General features: G+C 68.6%; 28 protein-coding genes and 1 pseudogene. 20 read left to right on the forward strand and 9 right to left on the reverse strand.

What is annotated here, in order from left to right:
- Positions 1–58: 58 nt before the first annotated feature.
- Entirely contained in the window at positions 59–328 is a 270-nt protein-coding gene (locus HUT16_RS20385; protein WP_176189556.1) for a DUF2530 domain-containing protein, read from the reverse strand.
- 284 nt (positions 329–612) lie between these two features.
- Here HUT16_RS20385 and HUT16_RS20390 point away from each other — a divergent pair, with 284 nt between their 5' ends.
- The gene (locus HUT16_RS20390; protein ID WP_176189557.1) at positions 613–2,076 is read left to right on the forward strand and encodes an NCS2 family permease; all 1,464 of its coding nucleotides are present in this window, start codon (positions 613–615) and stop codon (positions 2,074–2,076) included.
- A gap of 220 nt (positions 2,077–2,296) precedes the next feature.
- Positions 2,297–2,830 (forward strand): NUDIX hydrolase, encoded by a 534-nt coding sequence (locus HUT16_RS20395; protein WP_176189558.1) that lies wholly within the window; start codon positions 2,297–2,299, stop codon positions 2,828–2,830.
- Here the strand turns inward: HUT16_RS20395 and HUT16_RS20400 are convergent, their stop codons facing one another.
- A complete protein-coding gene (locus HUT16_RS20400) occupies positions 2,831–4,144 on the reverse strand; it encodes a hypothetical protein (RefSeq protein ID WP_176189559.1) in 1,314 nt (437 codons plus the stop codon).
- Between the two features lie 332 nt (positions 4,145–4,476).
- Here HUT16_RS20400 and HUT16_RS20405 point away from each other — a divergent pair, with 332 nt between their 5' ends.
- The 10 genes from HUT16_RS20405 (at position 4,477) to HUT16_RS20450 (ending at position 13,687) form a co-directional block, all read left to right on the forward strand.
- Entirely contained in the window at positions 4,477–4,749 is a 273-nt protein-coding gene (locus tag HUT16_RS20405) for an ATP-binding protein (protein WP_368662744.1), read from the forward strand.
- Positions 4,746–4,943 carry a hypothetical protein gene (locus tag HUT16_RS20410; protein WP_176189561.1) on the forward strand — a complete coding sequence of 66 codons (198 nt, stop codon included), beginning with the start codon at positions 4,746–4,748 and terminating at the stop codon, positions 4,941–4,943. The genes HUT16_RS20405 and HUT16_RS20410 overlap by 4 nt, the downstream gene beginning before the upstream one ends.
- A gap of 105 nt (positions 4,944–5,048) precedes the next feature.
- Positions 5,049–5,177, forward strand: coding sequence for an albusnodin family lasso peptide (locus HUT16_RS20415; protein ID WP_106437698.1), 129 nt, complete (start codon positions 5,049–5,051; stop codon positions 5,175–5,177).
- Between the two features lie 78 nt (positions 5,178–5,255).
- Complete coding sequence (locus HUT16_RS20420; protein WP_176189562.1) at positions 5,256–6,947, forward strand: albusnodin/ikarugamycin family macrolactam cyclase; 1,692 nt, start codon at positions 5,256–5,258, stop codon at positions 6,945–6,947.
- Positions 6,944–7,561: a lasso peptide biosynthesis B2 protein gene (locus HUT16_RS20425; RefSeq protein ID WP_176189563.1), complete on the forward strand. Its 618-nt coding sequence runs from the start codon at positions 6,944–6,946 to the stop codon at positions 7,559–7,561. The genes HUT16_RS20420 and HUT16_RS20425 overlap by 4 nt, the downstream gene beginning before the upstream one ends.
- Positions 7,562–7,572: 11 nt before the next feature.
- Positions 7,573–8,130 (forward strand): GNAT family N-acetyltransferase, encoded by a 558-nt coding sequence (locus HUT16_RS20430; protein WP_176189564.1) that lies wholly within the window; start codon positions 7,573–7,575, stop codon positions 8,128–8,130.
- Between the two features lie 1,891 nt (positions 8,131–10,021).
- On the forward strand, positions 10,022–10,411 hold the full coding sequence (locus HUT16_RS20435) for a hypothetical protein (protein ID WP_176189565.1): 390 nt from the start codon (positions 10,022–10,024) through the stop codon (positions 10,409–10,411).
- Positions 10,412–10,538: 127 nt separating this feature from the next.
- Positions 10,539–11,927 carry an FtsK/SpoIIIE domain-containing protein gene (locus HUT16_RS20440; protein ID WP_176189566.1) on the forward strand — a complete coding sequence of 463 codons (1,389 nt, stop codon included), beginning with the start codon at positions 10,539–10,541 and terminating at the stop codon, positions 11,925–11,927.
- Positions 11,928–11,943: 16 nt separating this feature from the next.
- Entirely contained in the window at positions 11,944–12,102 is a 159-nt protein-coding gene (locus HUT16_RS20445; RefSeq protein ID WP_176189567.1) for a hypothetical protein, read from the forward strand.
- Between the two features lie 124 nt (positions 12,103–12,226).
- The gene (locus HUT16_RS20450) at positions 12,227–13,687 is read left to right on the forward strand and encodes a replication initiator (protein WP_176189568.1); all 1,461 of its coding nucleotides are present in this window, start codon (positions 12,227–12,229) and stop codon (positions 13,685–13,687) included.
- Between the two features lie 183 nt (positions 13,688–13,870).
- Here HUT16_RS20450 and HUT16_RS20455 read toward each other — a convergent pair whose 3' ends face one another.
- The 3 genes from HUT16_RS20455 to HUT16_RS20465 all read right to left on the reverse strand — a co-directional run bounded on the left by HUT16_RS20455 (position 13,871) and on the right by HUT16_RS20465 (position 16,867).
- Entirely contained in the window at positions 13,871–15,271 is a 1,401-nt protein-coding gene (locus tag HUT16_RS20455; protein ID WP_176189569.1) for a hypothetical protein, read from the reverse strand.
- 71 nt (positions 15,272–15,342) lie between these two features.
- Complete coding sequence (locus HUT16_RS20460) at positions 15,343–16,326, reverse strand: recombinase family protein (protein ID WP_176189570.1); 984 nt, start codon at positions 16,324–16,326, stop codon at positions 15,343–15,345.
- Between the two features lie 49 nt (positions 16,327–16,375).
- On the reverse strand, positions 16,376–16,867 hold the full coding sequence (locus tag HUT16_RS20465; protein WP_176189571.1) for a recombinase family protein: 492 nt from the start codon (positions 16,865–16,867) through the stop codon (positions 16,376–16,378).
- A 24-nt stretch (positions 16,868–16,891) separates the two neighbouring features.
- Here HUT16_RS20465 and HUT16_RS20470 point away from each other — a divergent pair.
- Positions 16,892–17,047 (forward strand): annotated as a pseudogene (locus HUT16_RS20470) (NCS2 family permease); the annotation flags it as partial.
- A gap of 66 nt (positions 17,048–17,113) precedes the next feature.
- Here HUT16_RS20470 and HUT16_RS20475 read toward each other — a convergent pair.
- Together HUT16_RS20475 and HUT16_RS20480 are read right to left on the reverse strand one after the other, a co-directional pair.
- Positions 17,114–17,602 (reverse strand): hypothetical protein, encoded by a 489-nt coding sequence (locus HUT16_RS20475; protein WP_176189572.1) that lies wholly within the window; start codon positions 17,600–17,602, stop codon positions 17,114–17,116.
- A gap of 16 nt (positions 17,603–17,618) precedes the next feature.
- Complete coding sequence (locus HUT16_RS20480; protein WP_368662702.1) at positions 17,619–19,046, reverse strand: hypothetical protein; 1,428 nt, start codon at positions 19,044–19,046, stop codon at positions 17,619–17,621.
- 249 nt (positions 19,047–19,295) lie between these two features.
- On the opposite strand from HUT16_RS20480, the gene HUT16_RS20485 reads away from it, so the two are divergent.
- The 7 genes from HUT16_RS20485 (at position 19,296) to HUT16_RS20515 (ending at position 23,019) form a co-directional block, all read left to right on the forward strand.
- Positions 19,296–19,595: a hypothetical protein gene (locus HUT16_RS20485; RefSeq protein ID WP_254897904.1), complete on the forward strand. Its 300-nt coding sequence runs from the start codon at positions 19,296–19,298 to the stop codon at positions 19,593–19,595.
- A complete protein-coding gene (locus HUT16_RS20490; RefSeq protein WP_176189574.1) occupies positions 19,592–19,792 on the forward strand; it encodes a hypothetical protein in 201 nt (66 codons plus the stop codon). The genes HUT16_RS20485 and HUT16_RS20490 overlap by 4 nt, the downstream gene beginning before the upstream one ends.
- A gap of 107 nt (positions 19,793–19,899) precedes the next feature.
- Positions 19,900–20,511: an AAA family ATPase gene (locus HUT16_RS20495; RefSeq protein WP_176189575.1), complete on the forward strand. Its 612-nt coding sequence runs from the start codon at positions 19,900–19,902 to the stop codon at positions 20,509–20,511.
- The gene (locus HUT16_RS20500) at positions 20,498–21,031 is read left to right on the forward strand and encodes a class IV adenylate cyclase (RefSeq protein WP_176189576.1); all 534 of its coding nucleotides are present in this window, start codon (positions 20,498–20,500) and stop codon (positions 21,029–21,031) included. Before HUT16_RS20495 ends, HUT16_RS20500 begins: the two co-directional genes overlap by 14 nt.
- 11 nt (positions 21,032–21,042) lie before the next feature.
- On the forward strand, positions 21,043–22,137 hold the full coding sequence (locus HUT16_RS20505; RefSeq protein WP_176189577.1) for a radical SAM protein: 1,095 nt from the start codon (positions 21,043–21,045) through the stop codon (positions 22,135–22,137).
- A 265-nt stretch (positions 22,138–22,402) separates the two neighbouring features.
- Positions 22,403–22,603 (forward strand): type II toxin-antitoxin system VapB family antitoxin, encoded by a 201-nt coding sequence (locus tag HUT16_RS20510; protein WP_176189578.1) that lies wholly within the window; start codon positions 22,403–22,405, stop codon positions 22,601–22,603.
- On the forward strand, positions 22,600–23,019 hold the full coding sequence (locus tag HUT16_RS20515) for a PIN domain nuclease (protein WP_176189579.1): 420 nt from the start codon (positions 22,600–22,602) through the stop codon (positions 23,017–23,019). Before HUT16_RS20510 ends, HUT16_RS20515 begins: the two co-directional genes overlap by 4 nt.
- 94 nt (positions 23,020–23,113) lie before the next feature.
- Here the strand turns inward: HUT16_RS20515 and HUT16_RS20520 are convergent, their stop codons facing one another.
- Both HUT16_RS20520 and HUT16_RS20525 read right to left on the reverse strand, forming a co-directional pair.
- Positions 23,114–23,281, reverse strand: a complete 168-nt coding sequence (locus tag HUT16_RS20520) for a hypothetical protein (protein WP_176189580.1) — start codon at positions 23,279–23,281, stop codon at positions 23,114–23,116.
- Between the two features lie 21 nt (positions 23,282–23,302).
- Positions 23,303–24,619, reverse strand: coding sequence for a diaminopimelate decarboxylase (locus HUT16_RS20525; protein ID WP_176189581.1), 1,317 nt, complete (start codon positions 24,617–24,619; stop codon positions 23,303–23,305).
- Between the last annotated feature and the right edge of the window lie 114 nt (positions 24,620–24,733).

Raw genomic sequence — 24,733 nt, forward strand, 5'->3', positions numbered from 1 at the left:
CGCCTCGGGGCGGATTCCGGCCGGACGGGTGGCCGCTGCCGGTCGCTGCCGGTCGCCGTTAGGAGACCGGCTCCCCGGCCGCCTCGGCGGCGCGGTGCCGGCGGATCGCGGCGCGGCGGGCGGTGCAGTACTTGAGGCCGATCAGGCCGAGCAGGCCGCCGGACAGGCAGATCCACGGCCAGCTGCCGTGGCCGTGGTCGGACAGCGGGCCCTGGAACGGCACCAGCACCACGAAGCCGACGAACCACAGCACCGTGCCGGTGCCGACGATGGCGACGTCGTTCCCCTCCAGGGGCGGGGGAGCGGTGCGCAGTGCGGTCTTGGGCATGGGCCCTAGCCTACGGTGCCGCCCCGGCGGTGCGGCAGCGGCGGCCGGTGGCGGTCGGCGGCGTTCGGTGGGGGGCGGCAGCGGCGTTCGGTGGCGGCGGTCGGCGGCGGCGCGTGGTTCCGGCGCGTGGTTCCGGTGTGACCGATCGCGACCGTAATGGGCCTACTCTACGCGCGAAGATGGCGCGTGCACGACCGGAATCGACATACTGAAATTCCCCAAGGACCCCCCGACCTTGCTTCCCCCGGTCACCCCCGGCCTCCCCCCGATCGAGGACCCCCGACATGTCTCCGCAGGCCCAGTCGACCACCGCGTCGCCCGAGCCCTCCCAGAACGCGCCGCAGCCCCCGTCCGGCGCCCTGGACCGCTTCTTCAAGATCTCCGAGCGGGGCTCCACGCTGCCCCGCGAGATCCGCGGTGGTGTCGCCACCTTCTTCACGATGGCGTACATCCTGGTGCTCAACCCGATCATCCTGGCCTCGGCCAGGGACATGAACGGCGCCCAGCTCAGCGGCGGGCAGCTGGTCACCGCCACCGCGCTGACCGCCGGCCTGACCACCCTGCTGATGGGCGTCATCGGCAACGTCCCGATCGGCCTCGCCGCGGGCCTGGGCGTCAACACCATCGTGGCGCTCCAGCTCGCCCCCCAGATGACCTGGCCGGACGCGATGGGCATGGTCGTCCTGGCCGGCTTCGCGATCATGCTGCTGGTCGCCACCGGCCTGCGCGAACGCGTCATGAACGCCGTCCCGCTCGGCCTGCGCAAGGCCATCGCGATCGGCATCGGCCTGTTCATCACCCTGGTCGGCCTGGTCGACTCCGGCTTCGTCACCCGCATCCCGGACGCCGCCCACACCACCGTCCCGCTCCAGCTCGGCGTCGGCGGGCACCTGCACGGCTGGCCGGTGCTGATCTTCATCCTCGGCCTGCTGCTCACCATGGCCCTGGTCGTCCGCAAGGTCCCGGGCGCGATCCTGATCTCGATCGCCGTGATGACCGCCGTCGCCGTGGTCATCCAGCAGTTCGCCGACCTCTCCGCCGACGCCTGGGGCCTGACCGTCCCGGCCTGGCCCGGCAACCCGGTCGCCAGCCCGGACTTCGGCCTGGTCGGCCACTTCAGCCTGTTCGGCGGCTTCCAGCACGTCAGCGTCCTGACCGGCATCCTGTTCGTCTTCACCGTGCTGATGAGCTGCTTCTTCGACGCGATGGGCACCATCCTCGGCGTCGCCGACGAGGCCCACCTGCTGGACGAGAAGGGCGACCTCCCGGGCATCAACAAGGTCCTGATGGTCGACGGCATCGCCACCGCCGCCGGCGGCGCGACCTCCGCCTCCGCCAACACCTGCTTCGTCGAGTCCACCGCGGGCGTCGGCGAGGGCGCCCGCACCGGCTTCGCCTCGATCGTCACCGGCGCGCTCTTCCTGCTCGCGCTCTTCCTCACCCCCCTCGCGACCATGGTCCCCGCCCAGGCCGCGACCCCCGCCCTGGTCACCGTCGGCTTCCTGATCCTGGCGAACTCCGTCAAGGAGATCGACTGGGCCGACTTCACCATCGCGATGCCGGCCTTCCTCACCATCGTGATGATGCCGTTCACGTACTCCATCACCAACGGCCTGGGTATGGGGTTCATCCTCTTCTGCCTCCTGCGCGTTGTCGCAGGTCGGGGGCGTGAGGTGAAGCCCGCGATGTACGCCGTGGCCGCTGTTTTCCTCTTCTACTACATGATGCCCGCGCTCGGTCTCCTCTGACCTGAGCTGCCCGGCTGCGGCGGTAGCCCCGTACTCCTGAACGAGTGCGGGGCCATCTGTGTTGTGCACTGTTCGGTCCCATCGGTGCCCTGCCCACCCTCGGGGCGGCTGTAATCCATGCCACTCCCCTATTCGTCACTCTGACGCAAATTCGCCGGAGTCAGACCAACACACCGCGTTGGTCTGACATGCTGAAGGTCCGTCGAGAGGGGCCGCAGCGATGCAGTGGAAGATCCACGGGGAACGTCCGATCTACGAGAACCCATGGGTGAACCTCTGGCTGGCTGATGTCGAGCAGCCTGACGGGCATCGTTGGGAACACCACGTGATCAAGTTGCGGCACCTGGCTGTCGCTGCCGTCGTGAACGGCGAACGGCAGGTGCTCATGATGTGGCGGCACCGCTTCATCACCAACACCTGGGCCTGGGAACTCCCGATGGGTCTGATCGAGCAGGGCGAGACCCCGGCGGACGCGGCGGTTCGGGAGGCGCTGGAAGAGACCGGCTGGAAGGTCGGCGAGGTCAAACCGCTGATCTATGCGCAACCGGCCAACGGGATCACCGACTCCGAGCACTTCGTCTTCCGCACCGAGGCGGTGGAGTACATGGGCCCTCCGACAGAACGCAACGAGTCCGACCGGATCGAGTGGATTCCCTTGGCCGACCTGCGCGGCATGATCGACCGCCGCGAGATCGTCAGCAGTGGGACGCTGGTGGGCGTGCTCTACCTGCTGCTGGACGAGGCCGGGATCTGATCAGACGGTCACCTCGGCAATTCGTGTGACCACGTTTCGCACGGCCGTCGCGTCCGAGTAGGGCTCCAGAAGGTGCCGGAACTCCTGGAGGTGCGCGATCACCCTGGGGGATTCCACGATCGTTGCGAGGTCGAGTGCTTCCCCCACGGTGGCGCAAGCCAACTCGACCTTGCGGCGCTGGAGTTGAGTCCTGGCAAGCCAGAAGGTGTGGAAGGCGCGGCCCCGGAGGTTCGTGGTGGGCTCAGCCGTCAGGGCGTCGGCGATCAGAGGTTCCGCCGCATCGGCGTCGCCGAGTTGACCGAGGGCGATGCCGGTGTCCACGGTCAGTTTGGTCCGGTCGAAGTACTGGACCCACGCAGGATCGTCGTCTGCTTCGCCGATCCTCTCGAAGTAGTGGTGTGCCTCGCCGATCGCCTGATGGGTGGCCTCGTGGTCGCGGGCGCTGGCGTGGCCGAAGGCTTCACGCATGGACAGCATGGCCATCAGTCTCGGCGTACCGCCGTCAAGGCGTGCGCTGTCCTGCGCCGCCCGGACAAGTGCGATGGCGTCCCGAGGCTGGTCCTGGTAGGTCGCCTGGAGGCTGAGGCACGCGAGCACGTTGGCGATGAACGGCCGGTCGTCGATCTCTCTCGCGAGGCGCAGGGACTGGGTGAAGTAGCTGCGAGCCGTGCTGTACTGCCGTGCGTCGAAGTACGTCCACCCGGTCAGGCGTGCGAGTTCGGCGGCGATGCCGTGGAGACTGCGCCGGTAGTTGGGATCGGCCGTGTCCCGCAGTATGCCCGTGACGTACCTCAGCTGCCCGATGACTGCCGGGCGCAGGGCCTCCCCACCGTGCTCGTCGTCGCGCCGCCAGTAGTCCTCGATCGATGCCTGGAGCGAGCGCAGCACCGTCGGCGTGACCTTGGTGCCGGCTGCGATGGCGAGAATGCTGTCCAGCTCGCTGCCGGGCAGGGAGAGCTCAACCGGCTTGACTTCCTTCGGGGTTCGCATGATCGCAGCCGAGTCTTGAACGGGTACCGCCGGGCGCTCCCAGCTTCGGATCGCAAGGCCGAGCATGTCCCCGGGAATCCGTAAGCCGTCTGCGATGCGCTCGATGACGGTCATGTTGGTGATCTTCCGCTTCCCCGCGATGACCTCACCTACCCTGCTGGGCGTCAGCTCGCACGCACGAGCGATGCGTGAAGGATGGAAACCGCCTCTGCTCTTGGCCAGTTGGAAGATCCGAGCAAAGTCGCGCGCAGCACACGCCGTGATCATCTCGGGTTCTGCCAGCAACCGGCCCGGCAGCCCTTGTGGCGCTCCGTTCTCCGTCATGTCCGGCCTCCCGGCACCCTAAAGATCATCGCTCAGTGTCACGCGGGATAACTGAACGCGAGTTTACCCATGGTGGGTACACACGCTGGCCTTATTGGAAAAGGGGCCCTTTCGGGATTCTGGGACTCCTTCCGGGAAACCCTGGAAGGCCCGACCGAGACGGAGGCCGGCCCGTGCTGATCGGCCCGCTGGACAGCATCGATGTACCGACCGTGAGACCGACTGATCCAAGTTGTCGGCTGGGGCTTCCTTGCCACCCCCAATCTGCCGGGCTGGCGCGCAAGTTGGTGCGCTCTGCCTTGACGGCTTGGTCCGCTCCGGAGTTGGACGACGTGGCCGCGCTGCTGGTCACCGAACTGGTCGCCAATGCGGCGAAGCACACGGGCTGTACGTGGATCGCGGTCGCAGTGCGGCGCAAGCCTTCCTCGGTATGGGTGGGGGTCCGGGACTCCTCCGGTGAACTGCCCGCGCTGATGACTCCCGCCCACGAAGCGGAGTCCGGCTACGGCCTGGGGCTGGTCGCGGCACTCGCACAGCGTTGGGGCGTGGAATGCGCTCCGCGCGGCAAGTGGGTCTGGTTCGAGCTGAGGGTGGAAGCAACGTGAGAGATCTGCACGGAGTCGGCCGTCATCGCGGGAGTAACGATGATCCGATTGAAGCGGCCGTGACCTTCCTGTGGCTGCTCGGGAACGTGGTCACCGTCATCGTGTTGGGCATGACGGCCTTTCTCCAGGTCGGTCACGGCCGTTTGGAACCGGTGGCGGCCCTCTCCGAGCCGGACCGCGAACCCATGGCCTGAACGGCACTGTGGCTCCCCGGGCCCCGTGAGTGTGGCCGGGGCCCGGGGCACCGATCCGCGGCGGGTTCCCCCGCCCCGAGTGAACCAGCAAGGGAGGTGATCAACATGCAGGAACTGACCCAGCTCGACGGCGAGCCGGAGGAGGAGACCGTGCTCCTCGGTGACGCGGCACTCCTGACCAAGGGCAGCTCGAACAACAGCGTGGAAGCCAAGCGCTCCCCGTACGACGCCTGACAGGTGACGGCGCGGTGGCACCGTCCAACCCCGGTGTCGCCGCGCCGTCGGTGGAGCACAGGTCACGGAGATGATCACATGAAGTGGTTCGGCGGGATGCTCAGCCGCTCTGTCGGCGCTCCAGTGCCGGTCGGTGCACGGGTGCTGTGGCGAGGGCCGACGATCTGGTCCGCCGGTGACATGCCGGTGCGTCAGGTGCGTGGAGCCGATGGGCTTCGCCTTGCGGTGTTCGGGCCGTGTGGTGCGACCGGCACCGAGCTGACCCGGCTTGTCGAGCGTGCCGAGCTCGGCCGGATCGACGCGGCGGTCACCGCTTGGTCCGGCGCGTACACGCTGGTGTTGGACGACGGACGCGGCGCGCTGACGGTGTGGGCGGACCCCGCTGGTGCTGCTCCCGTCTACCTCTCTCGCGCGGGCAACAACCTAGTGTGGGGGTCGAGTTCGCTTGCGCTTGCCTCGCTGGTCGGTGCTGGTCCCGATACTGCCTGGCTCGCCGCGCACCTTGCCGACCCGACTGCCTGGGTGCCTGGCCGCTCGGCTTGGACGGGTGTGGAACAGCTCCCCCCAGGGCATCGCTGGACGGTTGCTGAACACGGGACCAGCGCGATCACGCCGTTCTGGCGGGGACTGCGGTTGGCCTGGTCCGATGCTGTGCACCGGCTCCGCGACGACCTTGCGGACGGTGTGGCGATCCGGGTCACGGACCGCATGGCCTCCTCGGACCTGTCCGGCGGCCTGGACTCCACCACCCTCGCCGTGCTGGCCTCGAAGTGCGGCCCGGTGGTCGGCCTCACCTACCACCCCAAGGGCCGCGAGGAAGGCGGGGACCTTGACCACGCCCGTACCGTTGCCCGCGCTTTCCCTCGCATCCGCCACCGGTTGATGGCACTTGGGCCGGAGCACCTGCCCTTCACCGATCTCGGTGCTCTCCCCCTCACCGACGAACCCGCCCCGTCCGCGATCACTGCCGCTCAACTCCTCGCGCAGTTCCGGTACTTGGTATCGGATGGGGTCGCGGTTCACTTGACCGGCGATGGTGGTGACTCGCTGTTCATGCCGCCTCCGGCCCACCTGGTGGACCTCGCCCGCTCCGGCCGATTGCTGCGGCTGGCCCGCGATGCCCAGACCTGGGCGCGGCTGTACCGCACGAGTCCGTGGAAGGCCGTGGCCTCCGTCGTGGGCGACCACGGCGGGACGGCTGTCCCGATGCCCTGGTTGACCACCAACACCCTCGACCTCGCCGCGTCCGCCACCGCGCCGCACTCCTACACCGGCGGTCTCGGGCACGCCGATCGACTACTGCTGCAAGAAGCTCGCTATGTCGGCCGCACCGCCGCGACGGAGAACCAGCTCGCCGCCGTACACGGCATCGCCATGCACAACCCCTTCACCGACACCCGCGTTGTGGAATCGGTTCTCGCGGCCCCGGCTGCCGACCGCTGGTCGGCTCGCCGCTACAAGCCGATGCTGTCCGACGCCGTGGCCGGACTGCTTCCGCCTAGCGTCCTCGGCCGGGGCGCGAAAGGCATCTTCACCGCCGACCACCACCAGGGGCTGCGGGCCAATCAGAGCGCGGTCCTGGACCTGGTGGACGGCCACCTCGCCGCCCTCGGCCTGCTCCGGCCGGCTGCTCTGCGCTCGCTGCTGCGCAATGCCGCCCTCGGCGTGGACGTTCCGTGGGGTCTGATCGAACCCGTTCTGGGCACCGAGCTGTGGCTCCGCGCCGCCGAGTCGGTCACCCGGGCCGTCCGTTGGGAGATCCCGGCATGAGGCCGCCCCTGCCGACGGTGCACACCGTCACCGCCCTGACCTGCCGGGCGGGCGTGGTCGTCAACTACCGCAACGGGGAGACCGTCCTCCTCACCGGCGACGCACTGAACCGGTGGCTCGCTGCTCTGGAAGACAGTCCCGCGCCCGCTCCGGTACTCGTCCACGACCCGGCCGTCTCCTGGGGCACCAGCGAAGTACCGGTGCGCCTGCCCACCGTCGGACGCCCACCGCTGGCCTGGCGGATCGTCGCAACCGCCGTACTGGCGAGCACCCTTGCGGTTCGTGCGGCCGGTCCCCGCTCGGAGCGGTTCGGACGGCTGCGTCGCCTCGCCGAGACGGGAAGCGCGCTGCCGCCGCCCTCCGCCGCGCACGCGAGCCTCGCCGTCCGCTCGATCCGCTGGGCTGCCGGAAACGTTCCCGCCCGGGTCGCCTGCCTGGAAGAGTCGGCCGCGGCTGCCCTGCTGCTCGCTCTCGGCGGGCGCGGCGGTGTCTGGCGCCACGGCATCGCCACCGACCCGATACGGCTGCACGCCTGGATATGCGACGGCGACGGCCGACCGGTCGAAGAACCGGCGCACACCGACCACTACACCCCGATCAACCCCCGACCCTGAACGAGGCACCCATGTCCCGCACCCCGCTCGTCCTGCTCGACGGCACCCGCGTCAGCCTGGCCATGCCCAGCCGTGACCACTTGGAGGAGTACCACCGCTGGGAGAACGACCCCGGCACCATCCTCGGCTTCGGCACCCAGGTCGCCCAGTCCTGGGAAGTCCGGGCCGGCGGCTGGGAGGCGCAGGGCCGCAACCGCAACTATCCGCAGTTCGAGGTCATCGACACCACCGACCATGCCCCGCTCGGCGTGACGACGCTCCAGATCGACCCGGCCGTCCGCACTGCGGAGTTCGTCATCCTCCTCGCTCCCGAAGCACGCGGGAAGGGCTTCGCCACCGAGGCGACTGCGCTCACGCTGCGCTGGGCCTTCCAGTACGCCGCCCTGCGCATGGTCTGGCTCAAGGTCCTCGAACCCAACGCAGCGGGTGTCGCCGCCTACCAGAAGGCCGGGTTCAAGCCCGCCGGTCGCCTGCGCCAGTCCGGGTTCTGGCTCGGTCGCCCCTGCGACGAACTCCTGATGGATGCCATGGCGGAGGACAACCTCTCGATGCCCTGGACGGCTGCCTGACCCAAGTCCTGACGGATCGATACCGGCCGCCCCTGGCGTTCGACGGGCAGGGGCGGCCACATCAGGAAACCAGGGGATTTGATGGGCGAATTGCGTACCCCGGGGTTGGTAGCCCTTGATGATCAGGTCCGCGCTGCGGGTGTTCATGCTTCGCAGTGGCTGGCTGCGCAGGACAGAAGAGAGAGTGCCCTCCCGGTGGATCAGGCTCCGCGATGGCAGCGTGATGCCTTGGCCTTGATGGTGTCCGCGAGAGAATGGGGCTCGCTCAGGTCATGCGGGCACCTGATAGGCAGTCCGCAGCCGGTTGCCGTGCTGGTTGAAGAACCGCAGGTGCTGCTGTGCCTCGCCTGCTACAAGGCGAGGGAAGCGGATCGGCGCTGCTCGGAGTGCAATCGGCCTGCCGGGAGGCTGTCGCTGGAGGGCGGTATTGAGGATGCAATCCGTGGCCCGCTGGTGCTCTGGTCGCGGTGCAGGTGCATGCATTGCTCACGGTCAACAACATCTCCCGGCGGGACGTTTGGCCACGAATAGGTTCGCAACGCATGTGCGTTGAATTCGCGCAGCCAGTACCAGCGGATGGCGTTCCTCCGCCGGGAAACCGGCGATGGGGACCACTCCGGCCGGGCTCCCCGTAGCTGCCGAGAGTAGGGGCGGGCAGGTTCGGTCAAGCCCGCTTCCGGGAGCCGCAGTTGGCGATAGTGGTCAGCTCTGCGGGCTTGACGGGTTCCGCTCGCCCCGGATCATCGAGCAGCGGGGAGCCTGGACGAACGGCCCTCAGCCATCGGCTGTGACCTGCCCACGGTGCCGGCTGTGCCCGTCCGGGCTCCTGCCGGGCCCTGTGCCGCCTTCCGGACACGTTCTTGCGCCGCCAGCGGGGCCGCCCTTAGCGGGGCGCGAGACAGGAGCGGCGGGGCGGAGACGCGGCGGCGCGCGGCCCGCCGTCGGCGGGCCGCCCTTGATCCAGTAAAGAAAGTCTGAACACGCCCTATCGGCTCCGCGTTCGCCTTCCCCGGCCGTGTTTCCTCCGGCCGTGCCCACTTGGCCGACAGCGGTTTCAAGATCCGACAGCGGCCCGGCCTCCGCCCCGCCCGCGCCTGCTGTCACCGGTCGCCGCACCGCTGGCCCGTGGGCGGTACTGCTCCGGGCTCCGCCTTGCCCTGCTGCCCGGTGCGCTTCGGAAGGCCGGTGCGGACGGTTACCACAAGATCAGCCGGACGGGTCCGGCCGCCGAGGGCCGAGAGTGGGTCGTGCGGGGGTTCCGGATCGGCCTGCGCAGACGCGTAGCACAAGATCAGCCCGATACGTCGGGCCGTGGAAGGCGGAGAGTGGAAACGCGGCCGGGTCGTCTACCAGCTTTCTCCGGCCGGGCCAAGCCTGAAAGCCGGAGCACACTGCTCCCACGACGCACCGCAGGAACCCCGAAAGGGCACCATGTGGCGCACGTCACGCAGTAAATCTCTGCCGCCTCCAACTCACTTGAGACGGCAGGAACTTAGCGAATTCGGAGGCGTTTTGATGCTGAGACGGACAGGGGTCCGATAGCGGTAGGGATATCTCCCGATCAAGGGCATGGGGTCTGCGGCATGGTGTTGCCTGTGCCGCCGACCCGGACCAACTGTCCAGCGAAGGGAGACACCGGATCGATGGCGGGGTGTGGGTTGCGCCACACCTGGGGTGAGCTGGTTCCTCTCGCCCGCTCGCGCCGCTTTTCGTCGTTTCTCGCCCGCTCTCGGGCCGGTCGCACGGGCTCCGAAACGCCCCTCGACAACACCGGCGAGCGTCGGTTTCTCTTGTCCCGAACGCCCCGCCGGACGGGGCTTCTCCAAGGCCGGAGAAACGTTTCTCCGTCTTTCCCATCCCCCTTTTCCCTTACCCCTCCCTGGAGTTTTCCATGGCTCGTATCACCATCCGCCCCGACCTGACCGGCACCGTCCACATGGTCGCCTCCCCGCCCGCCGTGAAGCTGGCGGACGCCTCGACCGGCCTGGTCGCCACCGACCGCGAGAGCGGCGCGACGCTCTACACCGTGCAGCTGGTGGAGACCTACGACGGCACCGCCCAGCTGATCAAGGTCACCGTCCCGGAGGGCGGCGTGGACACCTCCCTCGCCCCGGGTTCGGTCGTGCGCCCGGTCGGCCTGGTCGCCACTCCCTGGGCGAACGTCTTCAACGGCCAGGTGTCCAACGGCGTCGCCTACCGCGCCGAGTCCCTGTCCGTCCTCTCGGCCGTCGCGCTGCCCGCTGACGCCGCCGTGGCCGCGCCGAAGGCGGCCAAGTCGTGACCGGCAGAGCAGTCCTGGCCGGGCCGGTGGAGCCTTCCCTCCTCGGCCCGGCCGGGCCCCGCCCCCGTGCTCTCTCCTATCGGGCCCGCACACCCGGCACCGCGCCAACTCCCTTGAGGACACCCTTTTGTCGAACACCCCAAGCCCCACCCTCGGGGCTGACTTTCTGCCCGCCCTGATCCGGGCCTTCCCCGCCCCGCTGCTCTACGGCCTCGCCATCCTGTTGCTGGTGATGTTCGCCCGGCTGCTGTTCGTCACCGGCCGCTACATCGCCTCCGACCGGGACACCCGGGCGAGTCGCCGTCAGGCGTTCTGGATCCGCCGTCGCTGGGCCCGCCTGTCCAAGGCGCTCGGCCTGGTGACCGTCGACCGCCACCCCACCCTCGGACAGGCCGTCGTCATCGACGGCCAGCGACGACGCGAACCCGCGATCCACGTTCCCAGGATCGCCACGAAGTGCGACCGCTACGGCGTGCGGATCACGGTCAGCACCACCCCCGGTGTCGGCCTCGCCGAATTCCAGCGCCACGCCGAGCACTTGGCGGAAGCCTGGAACTGCACCCGGGTCTCCGTCGCCGTGGACCGCCCTGGTTACCTGGTCCTGCGAGCCGTGCGCACCGAACCCCTCGCCGCCACGAGCACCGCCGTCCCCGACGGATCGGTACCGGCCGACCTGTCGGTGTGGGACCTCGGCCGGGACGAGTACGCCGTACCCGCCGTGCTGCGCATCGCCGAAGTGCCGGGCATGCTCGTCGGCGGCCTTCCCGGCAAGGGCAAGAGCTCGCTGATGAACGGGCTGCTCTCCCAGCTCGCTCCGTCCGGCGCGGTGCAGTTCGCCGTCGCGGACGGCAAGGTCCACACGGTCGAGGAGGGCGACTACGCGGACGTGGCGGAGCGTCTGTTCGCCTTCGTCGGCGCGGACCTGGAGGAGGCGAACGCCCTTTTCAAGCGCCTCGTGCGGCTGCGCCTCGACCGTAGCAAGAAGATCCGCGAAGACCTCGGCGTGACGAACATGTGGCACGTCGGCCCCACCCCGAAGTGGCCGCTGGTCGTCCTGGTCGTGGACGAGGCCCACACCTTCTTCCGGGACTTCCGGGGCAGCGACCCGGAGACCAAGCGCCTGGCCGCCCTCGCGCACGAGAACGCCCGGCTGGTGGAGGAACTGGTCAAGATGGGCCGCGCGACCGGCTTCCTGGTCATCCTGATCACCCAGAAGCCCACCGGCGACGCGATCCCCACCGCGATCCGTGACGTGTGCCCGATCGCGCTGTCCTTCGCCCAGCGCAGCACCGAAGCCGCGGTGGCCACCCTCGGCGAGAACATCCGGCAGTGGAAGGACATGGACCCCAGCACCATGCAGCACCCCGACTTCGTCGGCGTCGCCGTCATGGCCCGCGAAGGCCACGAAGGCTTCATCCGGGTCCGCACCCCCTACGTCGCCCCCACCGACGTTGCCCGCATCGCCAAGGCCACCGCCCACCTCACCACCGACCCCGCCCACCTCCTCGCGGCCTGACGGAAGGAGAACCGCCGTGAAACCCGCCCTCCCGTCCCTCCGCCACACGGCGCCCACCCGTCTGCCCATCCCGTCCCGCCGGACGCCGGACCGGCCCCGCAGCACCGCCCCGGTCCGGATCACCCGGAACCTGACCCGCAGCATGTACCGCCCCTGCCTGCGCCTGTCGATCTGACCGGCACCGCCTGACCCACCCCCATCCGCCTCGCGCCGACCGCGAGCACCGCACCTTCTCGCGGTCGGCGCGACGGCACCCCCATGCCCGAACCCCTCCCCAACTGCCCGGAAGGACAGCCCCGATGACCGGACCCGACCCCCGCACGGTCCCCTCCCTGTTCACCCGGGACCTGATCGCCCTCGCCCAGCGCGACGACTTCGACCGCATCGAACGCTCTGTGGAACGCCTCGCCGGCTGCACCCAACCCGTCCAACTGACCGGCCGCACCACCACCCTCGACGCCACCACCCACGAAGTGCTCCGGCACTACAGCACCGACACCGAACCCCTCGGCCGCCTTCTCGTCGCCTGCGGCAACCGCCGCGCCACCCGCTGCCCGGCCTGCTCCCGCACCTACGCCGCCGACACCTACCACCTGATCCGCGCCGGACTCTCCGGCGGCAAGGGCTCCCCCGAACAGGTCCGCACCCACCCCCGCGTCTTCGCCACCCTCACCGCCCCCACCTTCGGCCCCGTCCACAACCGCCCCACCACCCGCACTGGCAAACCGTTCCCCTGCCGCTGCGGCACCCTCCACGGAGCCGACCACCCCGCCCTCGGCACCCCGCTGGAGCCCACCGCCTACGACTACACCGGAGCCGTCCTCTTCAACGCCCACGCCGGAGCCCTGTGGGCCCGCTTCACCACCTACCTGCGCCGCGCCGTCGCCCACGCCGCTGGGCTCACCACCAGCGAACTGCGCGAGCATTGCCGCGTCTCCTTCGCCAAGGTCGCCGAGTTCCAAAAGCGCGGCCTGGTCCACTTCCACGCCATCGTCCGACTCGACGGCCCCGACGGCGGAACCACCGCCCCGCCCTCCTGGGCCACCCCCGACCTGCTGACCGACGCCATCCGCCAAGCCGCCGAACGCGCCGTCGTCACCGTCACCAGCGACGCCATCGGCGAACGCGAACTCCGCTGGGGCGCACAGCTCGACGTCCGCGAGATCGCCCGTCCCGACCACACCGCCGACCCCGCCGCCCCGCTCACGGACGCTGTCGTCGTCGGCTACATCGCCAAATACGCCACCAAGAGCGCGGAAGGCACCGGTACCATCGACCGCCCCCTGTACTGCGCCACCTGCAAGGGACGCGGCCGAACCCCCACCGTCCCCGGCCTCACCGCCGAGTGCCGCACCTGCGACGGGACCGGGCTCGCCGAACCCCTCGCCGACCTGAACGTTGCTTCTCATACCCGGCAGATGATCCGCACCTGCTGGCACCTCGGTGCCCTCCCCGACTTCGCCCACCTCAACCTCACCAAGTGGGCCCACATGCTCGGCTTCCGGGGCCACTTCTCCACCAAGTCCCGCCGCTACTCCACCACCCTCGGTAACCTCCGCGACGCCCGCCGCACCTGGCAGGCCGAACAGGCCCGCCTCCGCGACAACCGCCCCGCCCTCGACCCCGCCACCACCCTCGTCCTGTCCGACTGGCGCTACCTCGCCACCGGCTACACCCCCGGCGAAGAACTCCTCGCCCAGACCGTCCGCGACAACCGCACCGCCACCCAGCGCCTCAAGCGGGAAGGTGATGCGGCGTGAACTCCGAGCAGAAAGCCAAGCCTGGCCCTCGGCTGCAGACACCGAGTCCGGAGGAATGGGCTCGGGAGCACCTCAAGAACGCTCCAGAGCGGTCGGCCGAGTGGCGGCAAAAAGTAGCAGAGATTTATGGTCTAATCCCGGCGGTGGAATATGGTAATGCCTAAATTGTTGACCAGTTTGAAACTAGTCCCCAATGATTCCAGGTAGCGTTTTTTCCGTAGAAGTTTTCATGGTGAGTATCACATCTTGTACGTATTCGACCCCCATGAACTCGTGGGCACACTCCATGAAGTGAATCCCAAGGTGCCCGAATTCGGCCGTGAACCTCTTCCCGCTTGGCCCGCTAATCTCAGAGAATATTCGCATGGAGTGGAGCGGGTGGTCTGACTTCGGAATTTCAACCCGGAATCCGACATCCTCTATGGCTGAAGCAATCGCCCCTACGCCTGCTGCCGAGAATATGACAAGTCGCCCATGGAGAATATCGCATATTGCTTCTGGCGGGATGCTGTAGAGGTAGAAGGGGAGGTAGTTGCATGCGCTCCGCTTGGGTTCTTCAGGTAGGAATGAGGTCACTATTCCGTATTGAGGGTCCCCCTTGGACAGTATTCCAGATTGCACTATATCGCTGACGATCCTCTCCTCTCCTGTAATCGCCTCGGCTGATAGTCCAGCCGAATTGTAGAGAAAAATGCACATGAAGGCATCGTCTATTTTTATGCTGGAGTATCCGGTGGAGCGTGCCTCGGCAATCGCCTCCCTGACTTCCCCCCATCGAGATCTCGCGTTCGATTCGCCGCGCGAGAGGACCGCCTTGCTGCCGTCGACAATGAAAGGCGTGTCAATTTGTGCAGACTGCTTCATCAAGGCAGAGTGCATTCTCTTGGCCTGTCGGTCAATTCGCCGGTCCGGCCGCCTGGGGGGATCGGGTTCTGGATCCAGCTCTATGTCGAATTTAAAGTCCTTTTCGGGGGCTTCGTGGCCAACAAAAGAGATAGTCACTTCATATTGAGTTGAGGCTGTGGGGTTTTCTCTTGGCGGCTCGATGTGGCGAGTCTTGGATTCGATGGTTCGAGTTTTCCGTTCCTTGCCGTCGATGGTTACGAAGGTTGCATCTCCGATACGTAGGCAATCTGTGACGTCGTGGAGTATAGGGAATCCCCAGCCGCGCGATGCCAGTACTTCACATATCGCCACCAGGCCGCGACTTCCGTGATTATCGTGAGGTATGGAAACTGGATCATTTTCGCCCAGGGGGTATATTATTCCGCGATCATTTCCCAAGATTGTCCAGGCTAGTGCATCACCGAGCCTGCGGGCGTGCTGGCGCACCATCTGAAGAGCCTGTAGGGAGTCGTCCTTTGTTTTTTCGATCTTCCTCCGAGTCTTCTCGTTGCTGATGGATTTTTGAGTCTCCCGCTGCAGCGAAAGGAGGTTGATCTGAAATTCCCAAATATCCGAAGCGGTGGAAAAGTTGAAGGATATTAGCTGGCGCGCAAAGGCTTCGACCTGCTGAATTAGCGCGAGGGCTTCACCGGTGTAGGTGGAGCCTGTCGCTTCTCGCTGCGGCTCGACTGGTGCCATGCACCTAGTTTGGCTCCCGCAGAGAAAAATATCTAGTCATATGGCAGGTCGACCACACATGCGCGGTATTTCTATGTCGTCTGTGTGGCGTCATGTACTTTCCAAATGGGTTCGATCTTGCTTGGGTCGAACACCCGGCTTCCGGGGCGGGTCGGGTGGATCACGACCGCGACCAGGCTCTTCGCGACGGCGGCCTGCCGCTGTTCAAGCGCGAAGTCCGGGTCGGCCCACTGCTGTCGAAGGTTGGGGATCGCCTCCATCCGGAGGGACCGTGCAGCCTCGTGCCGCTGCTGCTCGTTCTTCAACTTCCGCTCGTCCGACTCCAGCTCGGCCAGAAGGGGGAAGTAGGTGGAGCCGCTGATGTTGTCGGCGCGGTACTGCTGCCCCAACTCGGTGATCTTCTGGCGGACGACCCGCAGGTCCTCCTCCTTGTCCCACGGGGGAAGCTGCTCGATCGCTCGCAGGGATGCGCGCTCGTGGTCCTGAATCACCAGCTCGGTGATGTAGCGGTCCACTTCGACCCCACGGCGGGAGCATCCGCCGCAACCGCCGTGGTTCTTCGAGCGGCACCAGTAGACGTGTCCGCCGTCGCGGACGCCGCCGCGCATGCGGGCGGTGCACTTGCCGCAGCGGACGAAGGGGGACAGCAGGTACTTGGTGGTGTGGCCTCGGCCGTCCCGTGGGTTGACCCGGGGGCCGGGGGAGGGGAGCAGCGGTTGGATGCTGTCGAACACCTCCTTCGTGGTGGCTGCCTCCCAGTCACCGCGCACGTAGTCGCCGTTGGCGTCGAGCAGGACTTCGCCCTTGTACGTCCGCGCGCCGTACAGGCGAGGGTTCGTGAGGATCTGCTCCAGCGTCCTCGTCAGCCACCGCTTCCCGGTCACGGTCAGCTCTCCGCGCGCGTTCCACTCGGTGATGATCGTGGACGGCTTCTTCATCTGCCGAACCTTCTCGATGGCTTCGAGGATGTTCTTGTGCTCGGACGGACGGAGAGTCTTCTTGTCGTCCTCCCAGCCGTACGGCCGGTTCGCACCGCCGGAGTTCCGGCCCTTCATGGCTGCCTTGCGCTTGCCGTTGGAGATGCGGCGGGAGGTGTTCCGGGACTCAAGGTTGCAGCTGGTTCACCTCGTTGCGGGCCATGGCGATTCCCGCGTCCGTGGTGAGGTCGAGGAACCCGGTGACGGAGACGACGAACACGCCGTGCCGTTCAACGAGGTCGATCAGGTCTTCGAGGTCGCGGGGGTCGCGCATGCCTCGGTCGATGTTGGACACGGCGAGCGCGTTGCCCTCACCCCTGCGCAAGTCGGCGATGATCGAGTCCCACTTGGGGCGGACCACCCGGTAGACGAAGGTGCCGTCGGGGAGGCGGATGCGCTTCTTCTTGAAGGCGGAAGTGTCGTTCTCCAGCTCCTCGCGCCGGACCCGGCCGCCGATGCCCGTGACCTCCTCGCGCAGGTCCACCATCTGGTTCTCGACCTGCTCGCCCGTACCCTCGGAGTCCTCGGACTCTCGGGCGTAGAGGATCCAAACGAGCTGGTCAGGGTCTATGTCCAGCTCGGTGCGGCCTGCGAAGCGGCGGGGTGAGTAGGTAGCCATGCCGACACCCCACCCAAGGCGTTAACCACTTCCATCACCAACGGCATCGGCTTCGGCTTCATCGCCTTCTGCGTCCTGCGGGTCGTGGCCGGCCGGGCCCGCACCGTCCCGGTCGCGATGTACGGCGTCGCCGCGGTCTTCGCCTTCTACTACCTGATGCCGGCCCTCGGCCTGCTCTGACCCGAGCCCGGTCGTGCCGACGGCCCCGCACTCCTCCGAGGAGTGCGGGGCCGCTTGCGTCAGGGCTCAGCGGCTCCTGCGGGCTGCGCCGTCGGGCCACACGATCGTGACCGGCAGACCGGCGGCGCGCGCTCCGGAGACCGTGTCGGCGGTGCCTCCGCGCCCGTTGCCGGGTTGGCCGTCCCAGACCGCGAAGAGGAGGTCGGCGCGGCGGAGGAGTTCCTCGTTGGCGGCTTCGTACGCCTCACGGTTGGCCTCGGCATGCGGCATCACCACGACTTCGGTCGCGGCCTGGTGGAGCCGGTCGAACTCCTCGGCGTAGTCGGGCTTGACCTTGGTCTGTCGGTAGTCGGCGGACGGCACGACGACGACCAGTTGTCCGCCGGCCGACAGCACGGCGTCGGCGAAGATCGCGTCGGCACCCTTGGCGATGCAGGAGACTCCGGTCAGGCCGTGGTCGGCGTGGTCGGCGAGCAGGGAGGCCAGGGTGTCGCGGACCAGAGTGACGCTCTCCTCGGTGAGGTCCATGTGCCCGGTGACGGCGATGACGGTCATGCCCGTTCCCCTTCGGTCAGTTCGCCAGTAGCTCGCGGATGCTATCGCGGGCCTCGCGGACGGCCGGGTGGGTCGAGTGGCCGACGGTGTAGTGGTAGAGCCCGCCGAGCTGGGTCCGTACGCGGTCGGACCCGGTGCGTGCCGCGGCAGCCACGGCCTTCCTGGTCTCCTCGACCGCGGCCGTGAGGTCGCCCGCGAGGAACCGGGTCTCGGCGAGGCCGATCCGGTCGAGGGCGTGGGACCGGCCTGCCTCGGCTCCGCGTTCGGCCAGTGCTGTCCTGATGTGCTCGGCGGCCGTGTCGGCGTGGGCTCGGGGGTCGGTGCGGGCGAGGTCGAGCAGTCGTCCGCCGGTCACTCCGGCGATCTCGGCGCGGTTGAAGTAGGCGATCCAGTGGGGTTCGTCGTCCGCGGGCCGGGCGGATGACAGCTCGTCCTCGGCCTGGCCGGTGGCGCGGCGAAACGATGCGACCCGTCCCATTGCCGCGTAAGCCCACGCCTCGCGCGTCCGGAGCATGGCCCGGACCCTCGGGCCCGCGTGTCCCCGGCTGCCGTCCTGGGCGAGCCTGACCAGTTCGAGGGCATCGCCCGGCCGTCCGGTGTAGAGCATCTGCCGTGCCATGCCGGCGAGAACGTTTGCGCCGAAGGCTCGGTCCCCTGCCTCGTGGGCGGATCGGAGGGCAAGTCGGTAGTAGTCCTGGGCGCGGCGTTGGTACCCGGAGTCCCACATCATCGTGGCGGCAGTGCCCGCGAGTTGGGCCATCACGCCATGCAATCGGCTTTTGATCTCGGGTAGTTGGCGGTCTTCGAGCGCGGCGGCGACGTCGTTGAGCTGACCAAGGACGGCTTTGGCCCGCAGGCCGCCTCCGAACCGGTGGTCCCACTGACGGAAGGCCACGGCGGAGTGTTCGAGCTGGGCCACGTCGTGTCGGCCGAGTCTCCCCGGGCGGGCCCGGTCCGATGCGGCGGCGGGTGCGGTGAGCCATCCTTCGAGCGGGTCCAGGAGGGCGGCTCCGGTGATGGCGGCGGTGGCCAGCAAGCGGGCGGCGGTACGTCTGTCCATGGCGAGATCAGTTCTCGTGAGGCGGGTGGCGAGTGCGGTTGTCACCTCCGGTCGCCACGGGAAGTCGTCGTCCGGAGGCCGGGGGTCGGCCGGTCGCTGGGGCTGCTCGGTGTCAGCCTCCCAGGGGCGCGATGCCAGTCCGAGAAGGCGTCCGGGAATCCCCAAGCCGTCGGCGATGCGTGCGATCACTTCATATGACGTGATCCTTTTCGCCGGGTCGGACATGATCGTGGAGACCTTGCCCGGGGTGAGTTGGCAGGCTGCGGCGATCTTGTTCTGCGAGTGCCCGCCGTACTTCTTGATCAGTGCGAAGGCAGCGGCGAAATCGTGCTCGCCGAGTGCCAGGCGGAGGTCTTCGCGCGCCAGTAACTCGGCAGACAGCAAGGGGCCTCGGGTCCGGCCGGGATGCGTCATCGGGCACTGCCTTCGCTGGGGAGCATAGCGGGATACGGATCATCAAAAACCGTTCCGGAGAAGAGTATTACCGCCTAGGGAACACCTCGTGGGCATCGTTTGAGATCTGTACCGGACCGATCCTTCTTGTGCGTGCTTCCCGCGCACAGCACAACGACACCACCGTTCGAGAGCTGGTCCGACGGTGGCGTTGCCCGACTGAATGGGACTGGAGGTCGAATGTCCGGAAGTGTCACCGCCCCGCTCGTCGGGCTCTCTGGTGGTGAGAACTTCGCGGTGGTTGCGGTCCAACCGGCGGACGCCGGGTGTCACATGGTGCTGCCGTGCGGCCCGGAGGCTGCCGCGCCTGCTCGGAAGCTGGTCGAGTCGGCGTTCGAAGCCTGGTCCGGTGGTCAGCTGATCGACGCCGGAAAACTGCTGGTGACAGAGCTGGTCGCGGCCTTGTCCCAATGCTGGGGCGTGACATGCGAGTCGCGCGGCAAGTGGGTCTGGTTCGAGTTGAGGTTGGAGGCATCGTGAGTGTTCAGTACGCCGTCGGCGGTCGCCATCGCGGTGAGAACGACGACCCGATCGAAGCCGTGCTGACGTTCTTGTGGCTGCTCGGGAATCTGGTCACCGTCCTCGTGCTCGGAATGACGGCCCTCCTGCAAGTCGGCCACGACCGGGCGGAGCCCGTGGTGGCGCTCTCCTCGCCGGACCGCGAACCTCCGGCCTGACCGAGGTTACTCCGCAAGGCTCCAGATCCGGCGCCTCCCACCTTGCGGCTGGGGATGCGGTTCGCGGAGCCCCACGACACCAGAACCGGCCGAGGAATGGAGTTCAAATGGGTATGGGCCATGGGCCCTTCGTCACCCTCGACGGTCTCAGCGCGAGTGGCAAGACCACCGTCGCCCCGCTGGTAGCCGCCCTGCTCAACGGAGTTCACCTGACGGACGAGGTGTTGCCGACCTTCCCCCGGATGCGGGCGGAGGTGGACGCCACCGGCATCCTCTCGGCCCGATTCCACTGGTGGATGATGGCCAACCACGTCAAGTCGGAGTCCGCCAGGGCGCTCAGCCAGAGCGGCCGTCCGGTGGTGGTTGACTCCTACTTCCCGCGCACCATCGCCACGCACAGAGCCATGGGGCACGACTGCTCTCCGGAGTATCCGAACGGGGCCTTTGTCCCGGACGTGGCGGTGCTGTTGGAGGTGGACGAGCGCGTCCGCCAGGAACGCATCCGACAGCGGGCCGAGCGGGGGACGCTGAGCCACTGGCACCAGCGCGAGGAGCCGAACGTCGCCGAAAGCTCTCGCGTGTACCGGGCATTCGGGCTCGTCCGTATGGACGGAAGTGGTTGTACGCCGCAGGAGGTGGCCCGCGCGATAGTCGATATCGTCCGCTCGCAAGTCCCCAGACCCCGACTGGAAAGGTCAACTCATCATGACCGCAACTGAGTTCGAAGCGAAGATCCTCAACGTCGAGCCGGAGAAGATCCGTGCGCTGCTGGCCGAGGCCGGGGCCGAGCACCTGGGTGACCGGTTCCAGCGCCGCTACGTCTACGACATTCCCGGCCGGCCCGGCACGTGGGTCCGCCTTCGCGACACCGGCAGCGGCATCACGCTGTGCGTCAAGGAGATCCACTCCGACGCGATCGACGGGGTTTCCGAGACGGAGACCGGTGTCGGTGACTTCGACACCACCAACCTGCTGCTCGGCAAGCTCGGCTACCAGCCGAAGGCGTACCAGGAGAACCGCCGGTCGTCCTGGTCGCTGGGCGGAGCGGCCGTCGAGATCGACGAGTGGCCGCTGATCCCGCCCTACGTGGAGATCGAGGGCGACAACGCCGAGCACGTCTACGCGACGGTGCAGGCGCTCGGGCTTCCCCTGGCCGAGCTGACGAGCGAGAACACGACCAAGGTCTACCGCCGGTACGGGATCGACATCGAGGCGATCCCCCGGCTCACATTCGAGTGAATGGAGGCACCTTGTCTGCCACCCAGGGCCCGGCAATTCGGGTCGTCCGGGACAGGACCATCCGCATCAAGGTGATCGACGACTGCGGGTTGGCCTGCACGTTCTGCCACAACGAGGGAACACCCGTCACCGCCGACAACAAGGGCCGCACCCTGCTGCCCTTCGTGTCGGGGCCGGGCGGGACCGGGCGCGTGTCGATCTACACCGAGTCCAACGGCGTGAACTTCCTCGCCGCGAAGATGACCCCGGACCTCCCGTTCCGGCGGGCGGTGCGAACCGTTGCGCAGGCGTTCGACGCGAGCGAGGTGCACCTGACCGGCGGCGAACCCACTCTCCATACGGAGGTGTCCTCGCTGGTCTCGGCTCTCACCGGCATGGGCTTGGCCGTGGGGATGACCAGCAACGGTGAGCGCGGTCGGCAGGTCATGCCGGACTGCTCCGCGGCGGGCCTCAACCGGGTCAACGTCTCGGTCTTCGGCACCACCGCCGAGGAACTCCAGGCCGTGCAGTCCGAGCGCTTCAAGTCGGCGGGGCTGGCCGGGACGAAGATCCGGGCCGCCGTCCAGACCATCCGGGCCGCCGTGTCCAACGGGGTGAAGGTCTCGGTGAACATCGTCGTCCCCGGCATGGCCCACGTGGACCGGGTCGTCAACCTGATCGAGTCGCACGGCCAGTTCGCGGACGTGCGGATGCTCACCAGCATCCAGGACGGCCCGGAGTCCATCGCCGCGATATCCGAGGTGCTGACCCGTGTCGGTGCGGAACCGGTGCTCCGGACGTTCACCGCCGGCACCTCCGACGAACGCACCCTCTACCGGGCGCTCGGCGGCCGTGCCGTCTACGTCAAGCGGCTGCTGCCGGTGCGGCTCCCGGACACCTGCGCGTCGTGCCGGTTCAACAACGACACGGACTGCCAGGAGGGCTACTACGGCGTCCGGTTGTACCTCACCGAGCAGGACGAGTACATGGTCGGCGTCTGCATCCAGCGCATGGACCTGTGCGTGCCCGTGGCGGAGCTGTCGAAGAGCGGCATCGTGGAAGAGGTACGCGCGTTCAAGGATGCCGAGGTCCGGCGTCTGACAGGCCGGTACGGCACTGCCACCTGATCGGCACGGACGCGGAACGACGCGACGGCCGCTCCCCGGTGTTCTGTACGGCCCTGGGGGCAGCCGCCTGCGACGAAGGGAGCGTGCAGCTGCGGCAGAGGGCAGGGTCTGTGCTGAAGCTTCTGCTGCTGCACCCGGTCCGGCCGGTGTGGTGAACAAGCTCTATGAGCGTCCTCGGTGGTGCCTGCGACGGCGCCGCTTTTGATATCGGCAGGGGCTCTGGACTGATATCGTTTTCTTGTCGGTGCCCGAGGGAGGAACAGCCGTGACGCGAACCGTGATCGACCTCGACGACGAGCTTCTGGCCGAGGCGCAGCAGCTGTTCGGCACGGCCACCAAGGTCGCCACGGTCAATGCGGCGCTGCTGGAAGCCGTGAAGCTGGCCAGGCGGACAGAGCTGGCCGACGCCATCGCCGCAGGGGAGTTCGACCTCCTCGACGAACCGGGCGGGTCGGCGGCGGCGTGAGCCGGGAGCGCTTCCTGCTCGACAAGTCGGCCATGGCGCGCTGGGGGAAGCCGACGGTGCGGCCCGTCCTCGACGACCTCTCGCAGCGTGCGCTGCTCGCGGTGAGCGCGGCGGTCGAGATGGAGGTCCTGCACAGTGCACGGAGCGCGGCGGAGGCCGACCGGCTGAGCCGCCTGCTCAGGGGGTTCGACTACCTGCCGTGCACCGACGAGGTCTGGGACCGGGCGAAGGACATCCAACGGCGTGCCCTCTTCCGCGGCAACCACCGCGCCCTGTCGATGGCGGACATGCTGATCGCCGCCACCGCCGAGCGGCACGGGGCCACGGTCCTGCACTACGACGGCGACTACGACATGATCGCGGCCATCACCGGGCAATCCACGCGCTGGGTCGTACCGGCGGGGACGGCCGACTGAGCCCCTGCCCGCGGCCGACCCCCGGTGGCCTGCTCTGAGGCTCCATCGGCGAACGGCCCTCCCCCCGTCTGTGGGGGGAGGGCCGTTCGTGCGTTCAAGGGGTGTGCAGGAGGGGGGCCAGGCGGGCGGTGAGGAGGGTGGCGGCGGTGAGGAGGTGGGCGGGGTCGGGGGTGCGGGCGAGGAGGACGACGATGACGACCAGCAGGGTGCGGTCGGCGGGCGGGAGGCGGCGGGCGGGGCGGTCGGCGCGGGTGCGGGACATGGGCGGTCCTTCGTCGGAGGGTCAGGCGTCGGTGCGGGCGACCAGGTCGTCGATGCTCTGGGCGGGGCGCAGGGTCTCGAAGCGGACGGTGCCGTCGGGGGCGGTGGCGGCGCCGTGGACGGCCGGCTCGGGGAGGGAGTTGTAGGAGAAGTGGTTGGAGGGGTAGTAGGCCCCGCAGTCGAGCAGGCAGTACAGGTCGCCTGGGGCCAGCAGGGGCAGCGGGCGGGCGCGGGCCACCAGGTCGCCCGCAAAGCAGCACGGCCCGGCCACGTCCTGGGGGACGGGCGCGCCCGTCTTGGCGGCGCCGGTGGGGTGGTGGGCGCTGATCCGCAGCGGCCAGCTGTCGGGCATGAAGACGGTGCGGGTGGCGACCTGGGCGCCGGCGTGGCCGATGGCGATGGGGCGGCCGCCGGCCTCCTTGGTGTACTCGACGTACGAGGCCACGAAGCCGGACTTGGCGAGCACCGAGCGGCCGAACTCGGTGGTCAGCCGGTAGCGGCCGTCGAACAGGACGGGGGCGTGCGCGCGCAGCCGCTCCACGTAGGCCTCCCAGCCGGGGGCGGTGCGGTCGTCGGCGAAGTTGACCGGCAGGCCGCCGCCGAGGTCGATGCCGGTGACCTGGCGGCGGCCCAGCTCCCGGTTGATCCGCTCGGCGAAGTCGGCGGTGGCGGCGACGCCGGTGGCCATCAGGTCCAGGTCGACGCCCTGGGAGCCGACGTGGCAGTGCAGTTCGGTGAGCCAGGGGCGGGCCCGGAAGGCTTCGACCAGGCGGTCGGCGTTCCCGGCGTCGGCGAGCGGGACGCCGAACTTGGAGGTGGCGGTGGCGGTGCTCATCGCGGCGATGCTGCCGCCGCCGACCTGCGGGTTGATCCGGACGCCGATCCGGGAGGAGCTGCGGCGGTCGGCCAGGAACGAGTCGACGCGGGCGAGTTCCTGCCAGTTGTCGATGTTGACGCTGACGCCGAGGTCCAGCGCCAGGGCCAGCTCGGCCCGGGTCTTGGCGGGGGAGTCCAGCACGATCAGCTCCGGGGGGAAGCCCGCGGCCAGCGCCTGCGCGAACTCGCCGGGGCTGGCCACCTCGCACCCCATGCCCAGGCCGCGCAGCCGGCGCAGCACCGGCCCGAGCGGGTTGGCCTTGGCGGCGAAGGCGTGCCGCACCGCCAGCTCGGCGGGGAACGCGGCGTGCAGGGCGGCGACCGTCGCGGCGACGGCGTCCAGGTCGAGGAAGGCGGCGAGCGGGGCCCGCTCCGGGTCGAGCAGACCCTGCCGGACGGCCGCGCGCAGGACGCGTTCGCGCCGCTCGGCGCCGATCAGGGGGACGGGGTGGTTCTCGGACACGGGGCACGCTCCGCACGGGTCGGCAGTCGGCAGGGAGGAGGGGCCGGGCGCGGACGGGCGCCGGGGCCGTGCCTCCAGGATGGCCACCGGGAAGGGGGCTGAGCAGATGCCGCG

Origin of the sequence: Kitasatospora sp. NA04385, assembly GCF_013364235.1 — a bacterium.
Lineage (GTDB): Bacteria > Actinomycetota > Actinomycetes > Streptomycetales > Streptomycetaceae > Kitasatospora.

Bases quoted from the DNA above. Each gene is read 5' to 3' on its own strand.
- HUT16_RS20460 (WP_176189570.1), bottom strand. From the start codon at position 16,326: ATGAAGGGCCGGAACTCCGGCGGTGCGAACCGGCCGTACGGCTGGGAG.
- HUT16_RS20425 (WP_176189563.1), top strand. From the start codon at position 6,944: ATGAGGCCGCCCCTGCCGACGGTGCACACCGTCACCGCCCTGACCTGC.
- HUT16_RS20495 (WP_176189575.1), top strand. From the start codon at position 19,900: ATGGGTATGGGCCATGGGCCCTTCGTCACCCTCGACGGTCTCAGCGCG.
- HUT16_RS20430 (WP_176189564.1), top strand. From the start codon at position 7,573: ATGTCCCGCACCCCGCTCGTCCTGCTCGACGGCACCCGCGTCAGCCTG.
- HUT16_RS20400 (WP_176189559.1), bottom strand. From the start codon at position 4,144: ATGACGGAGAACGGAGCGCCACAAGGGCTGCCGGGCCGGTTGCTGGCA.
- HUT16_RS20450 (WP_176189568.1), top strand. From the start codon at position 12,227: ATGACCGGACCCGACCCCCGCACGGTCCCCTCCCTGTTCACCCGGGAC.
- HUT16_RS20500 (WP_176189576.1), top strand. From the start codon at position 20,498: ATGACCGCAACTGAGTTCGAAGCGAAGATCCTCAACGTCGAGCCGGAG.
- HUT16_RS20475 (WP_176189572.1), bottom strand. From the start codon at position 17,602: ATGACCGTCATCGCCGTCACCGGGCACATGGACCTCACCGAGGAGAGC.
- HUT16_RS20455 (WP_176189569.1), bottom strand. From the start codon at position 15,271: ATGGCACCAGTCGAGCCGCAGCGAGAAGCGACAGGCTCCACCTACACC.
- HUT16_RS20415 (WP_106437698.1), top strand. From the start codon at position 5,049: ATGCAGGAACTGACCCAGCTCGACGGCGAGCCGGAGGAGGAGACCGTG.
- HUT16_RS20435 (WP_176189565.1), top strand. From the start codon at position 10,022: ATGGCTCGTATCACCATCCGCCCCGACCTGACCGGCACCGTCCACATG.
- HUT16_RS20390 (WP_176189557.1), top strand. From the start codon at position 613: ATGTCTCCGCAGGCCCAGTCGACCACCGCGTCGCCCGAGCCCTCCCAG.
- HUT16_RS20395 (WP_176189558.1), top strand. From the start codon at position 2,297: ATGCAGTGGAAGATCCACGGGGAACGTCCGATCTACGAGAACCCATGG.
- HUT16_RS20520 (WP_176189580.1), bottom strand. From the start codon at position 23,281: ATGTCCCGCACCCGCGCCGACCGCCCCGCCCGCCGCCTCCCGCCCGCC.
- HUT16_RS20385 (WP_176189556.1), bottom strand. From the start codon at position 328: ATGCCCAAGACCGCACTGCGCACCGCTCCCCCGCCCCTGGAGGGGAAC.
- HUT16_RS20465 (WP_176189571.1), bottom strand. From the start codon at position 16,867: ATGGCTACCTACTCACCCCGCCGCTTCGCAGGCCGCACCGAGCTGGAC.
- HUT16_RS20420 (WP_176189562.1), top strand. From the start codon at position 5,256: ATGAAGTGGTTCGGCGGGATGCTCAGCCGCTCTGTCGGCGCTCCAGTG.
- HUT16_RS20485 (WP_254897904.1), top strand. From the start codon at position 19,296: ATGTCCGGAAGTGTCACCGCCCCGCTCGTCGGGCTCTCTGGTGGTGAG.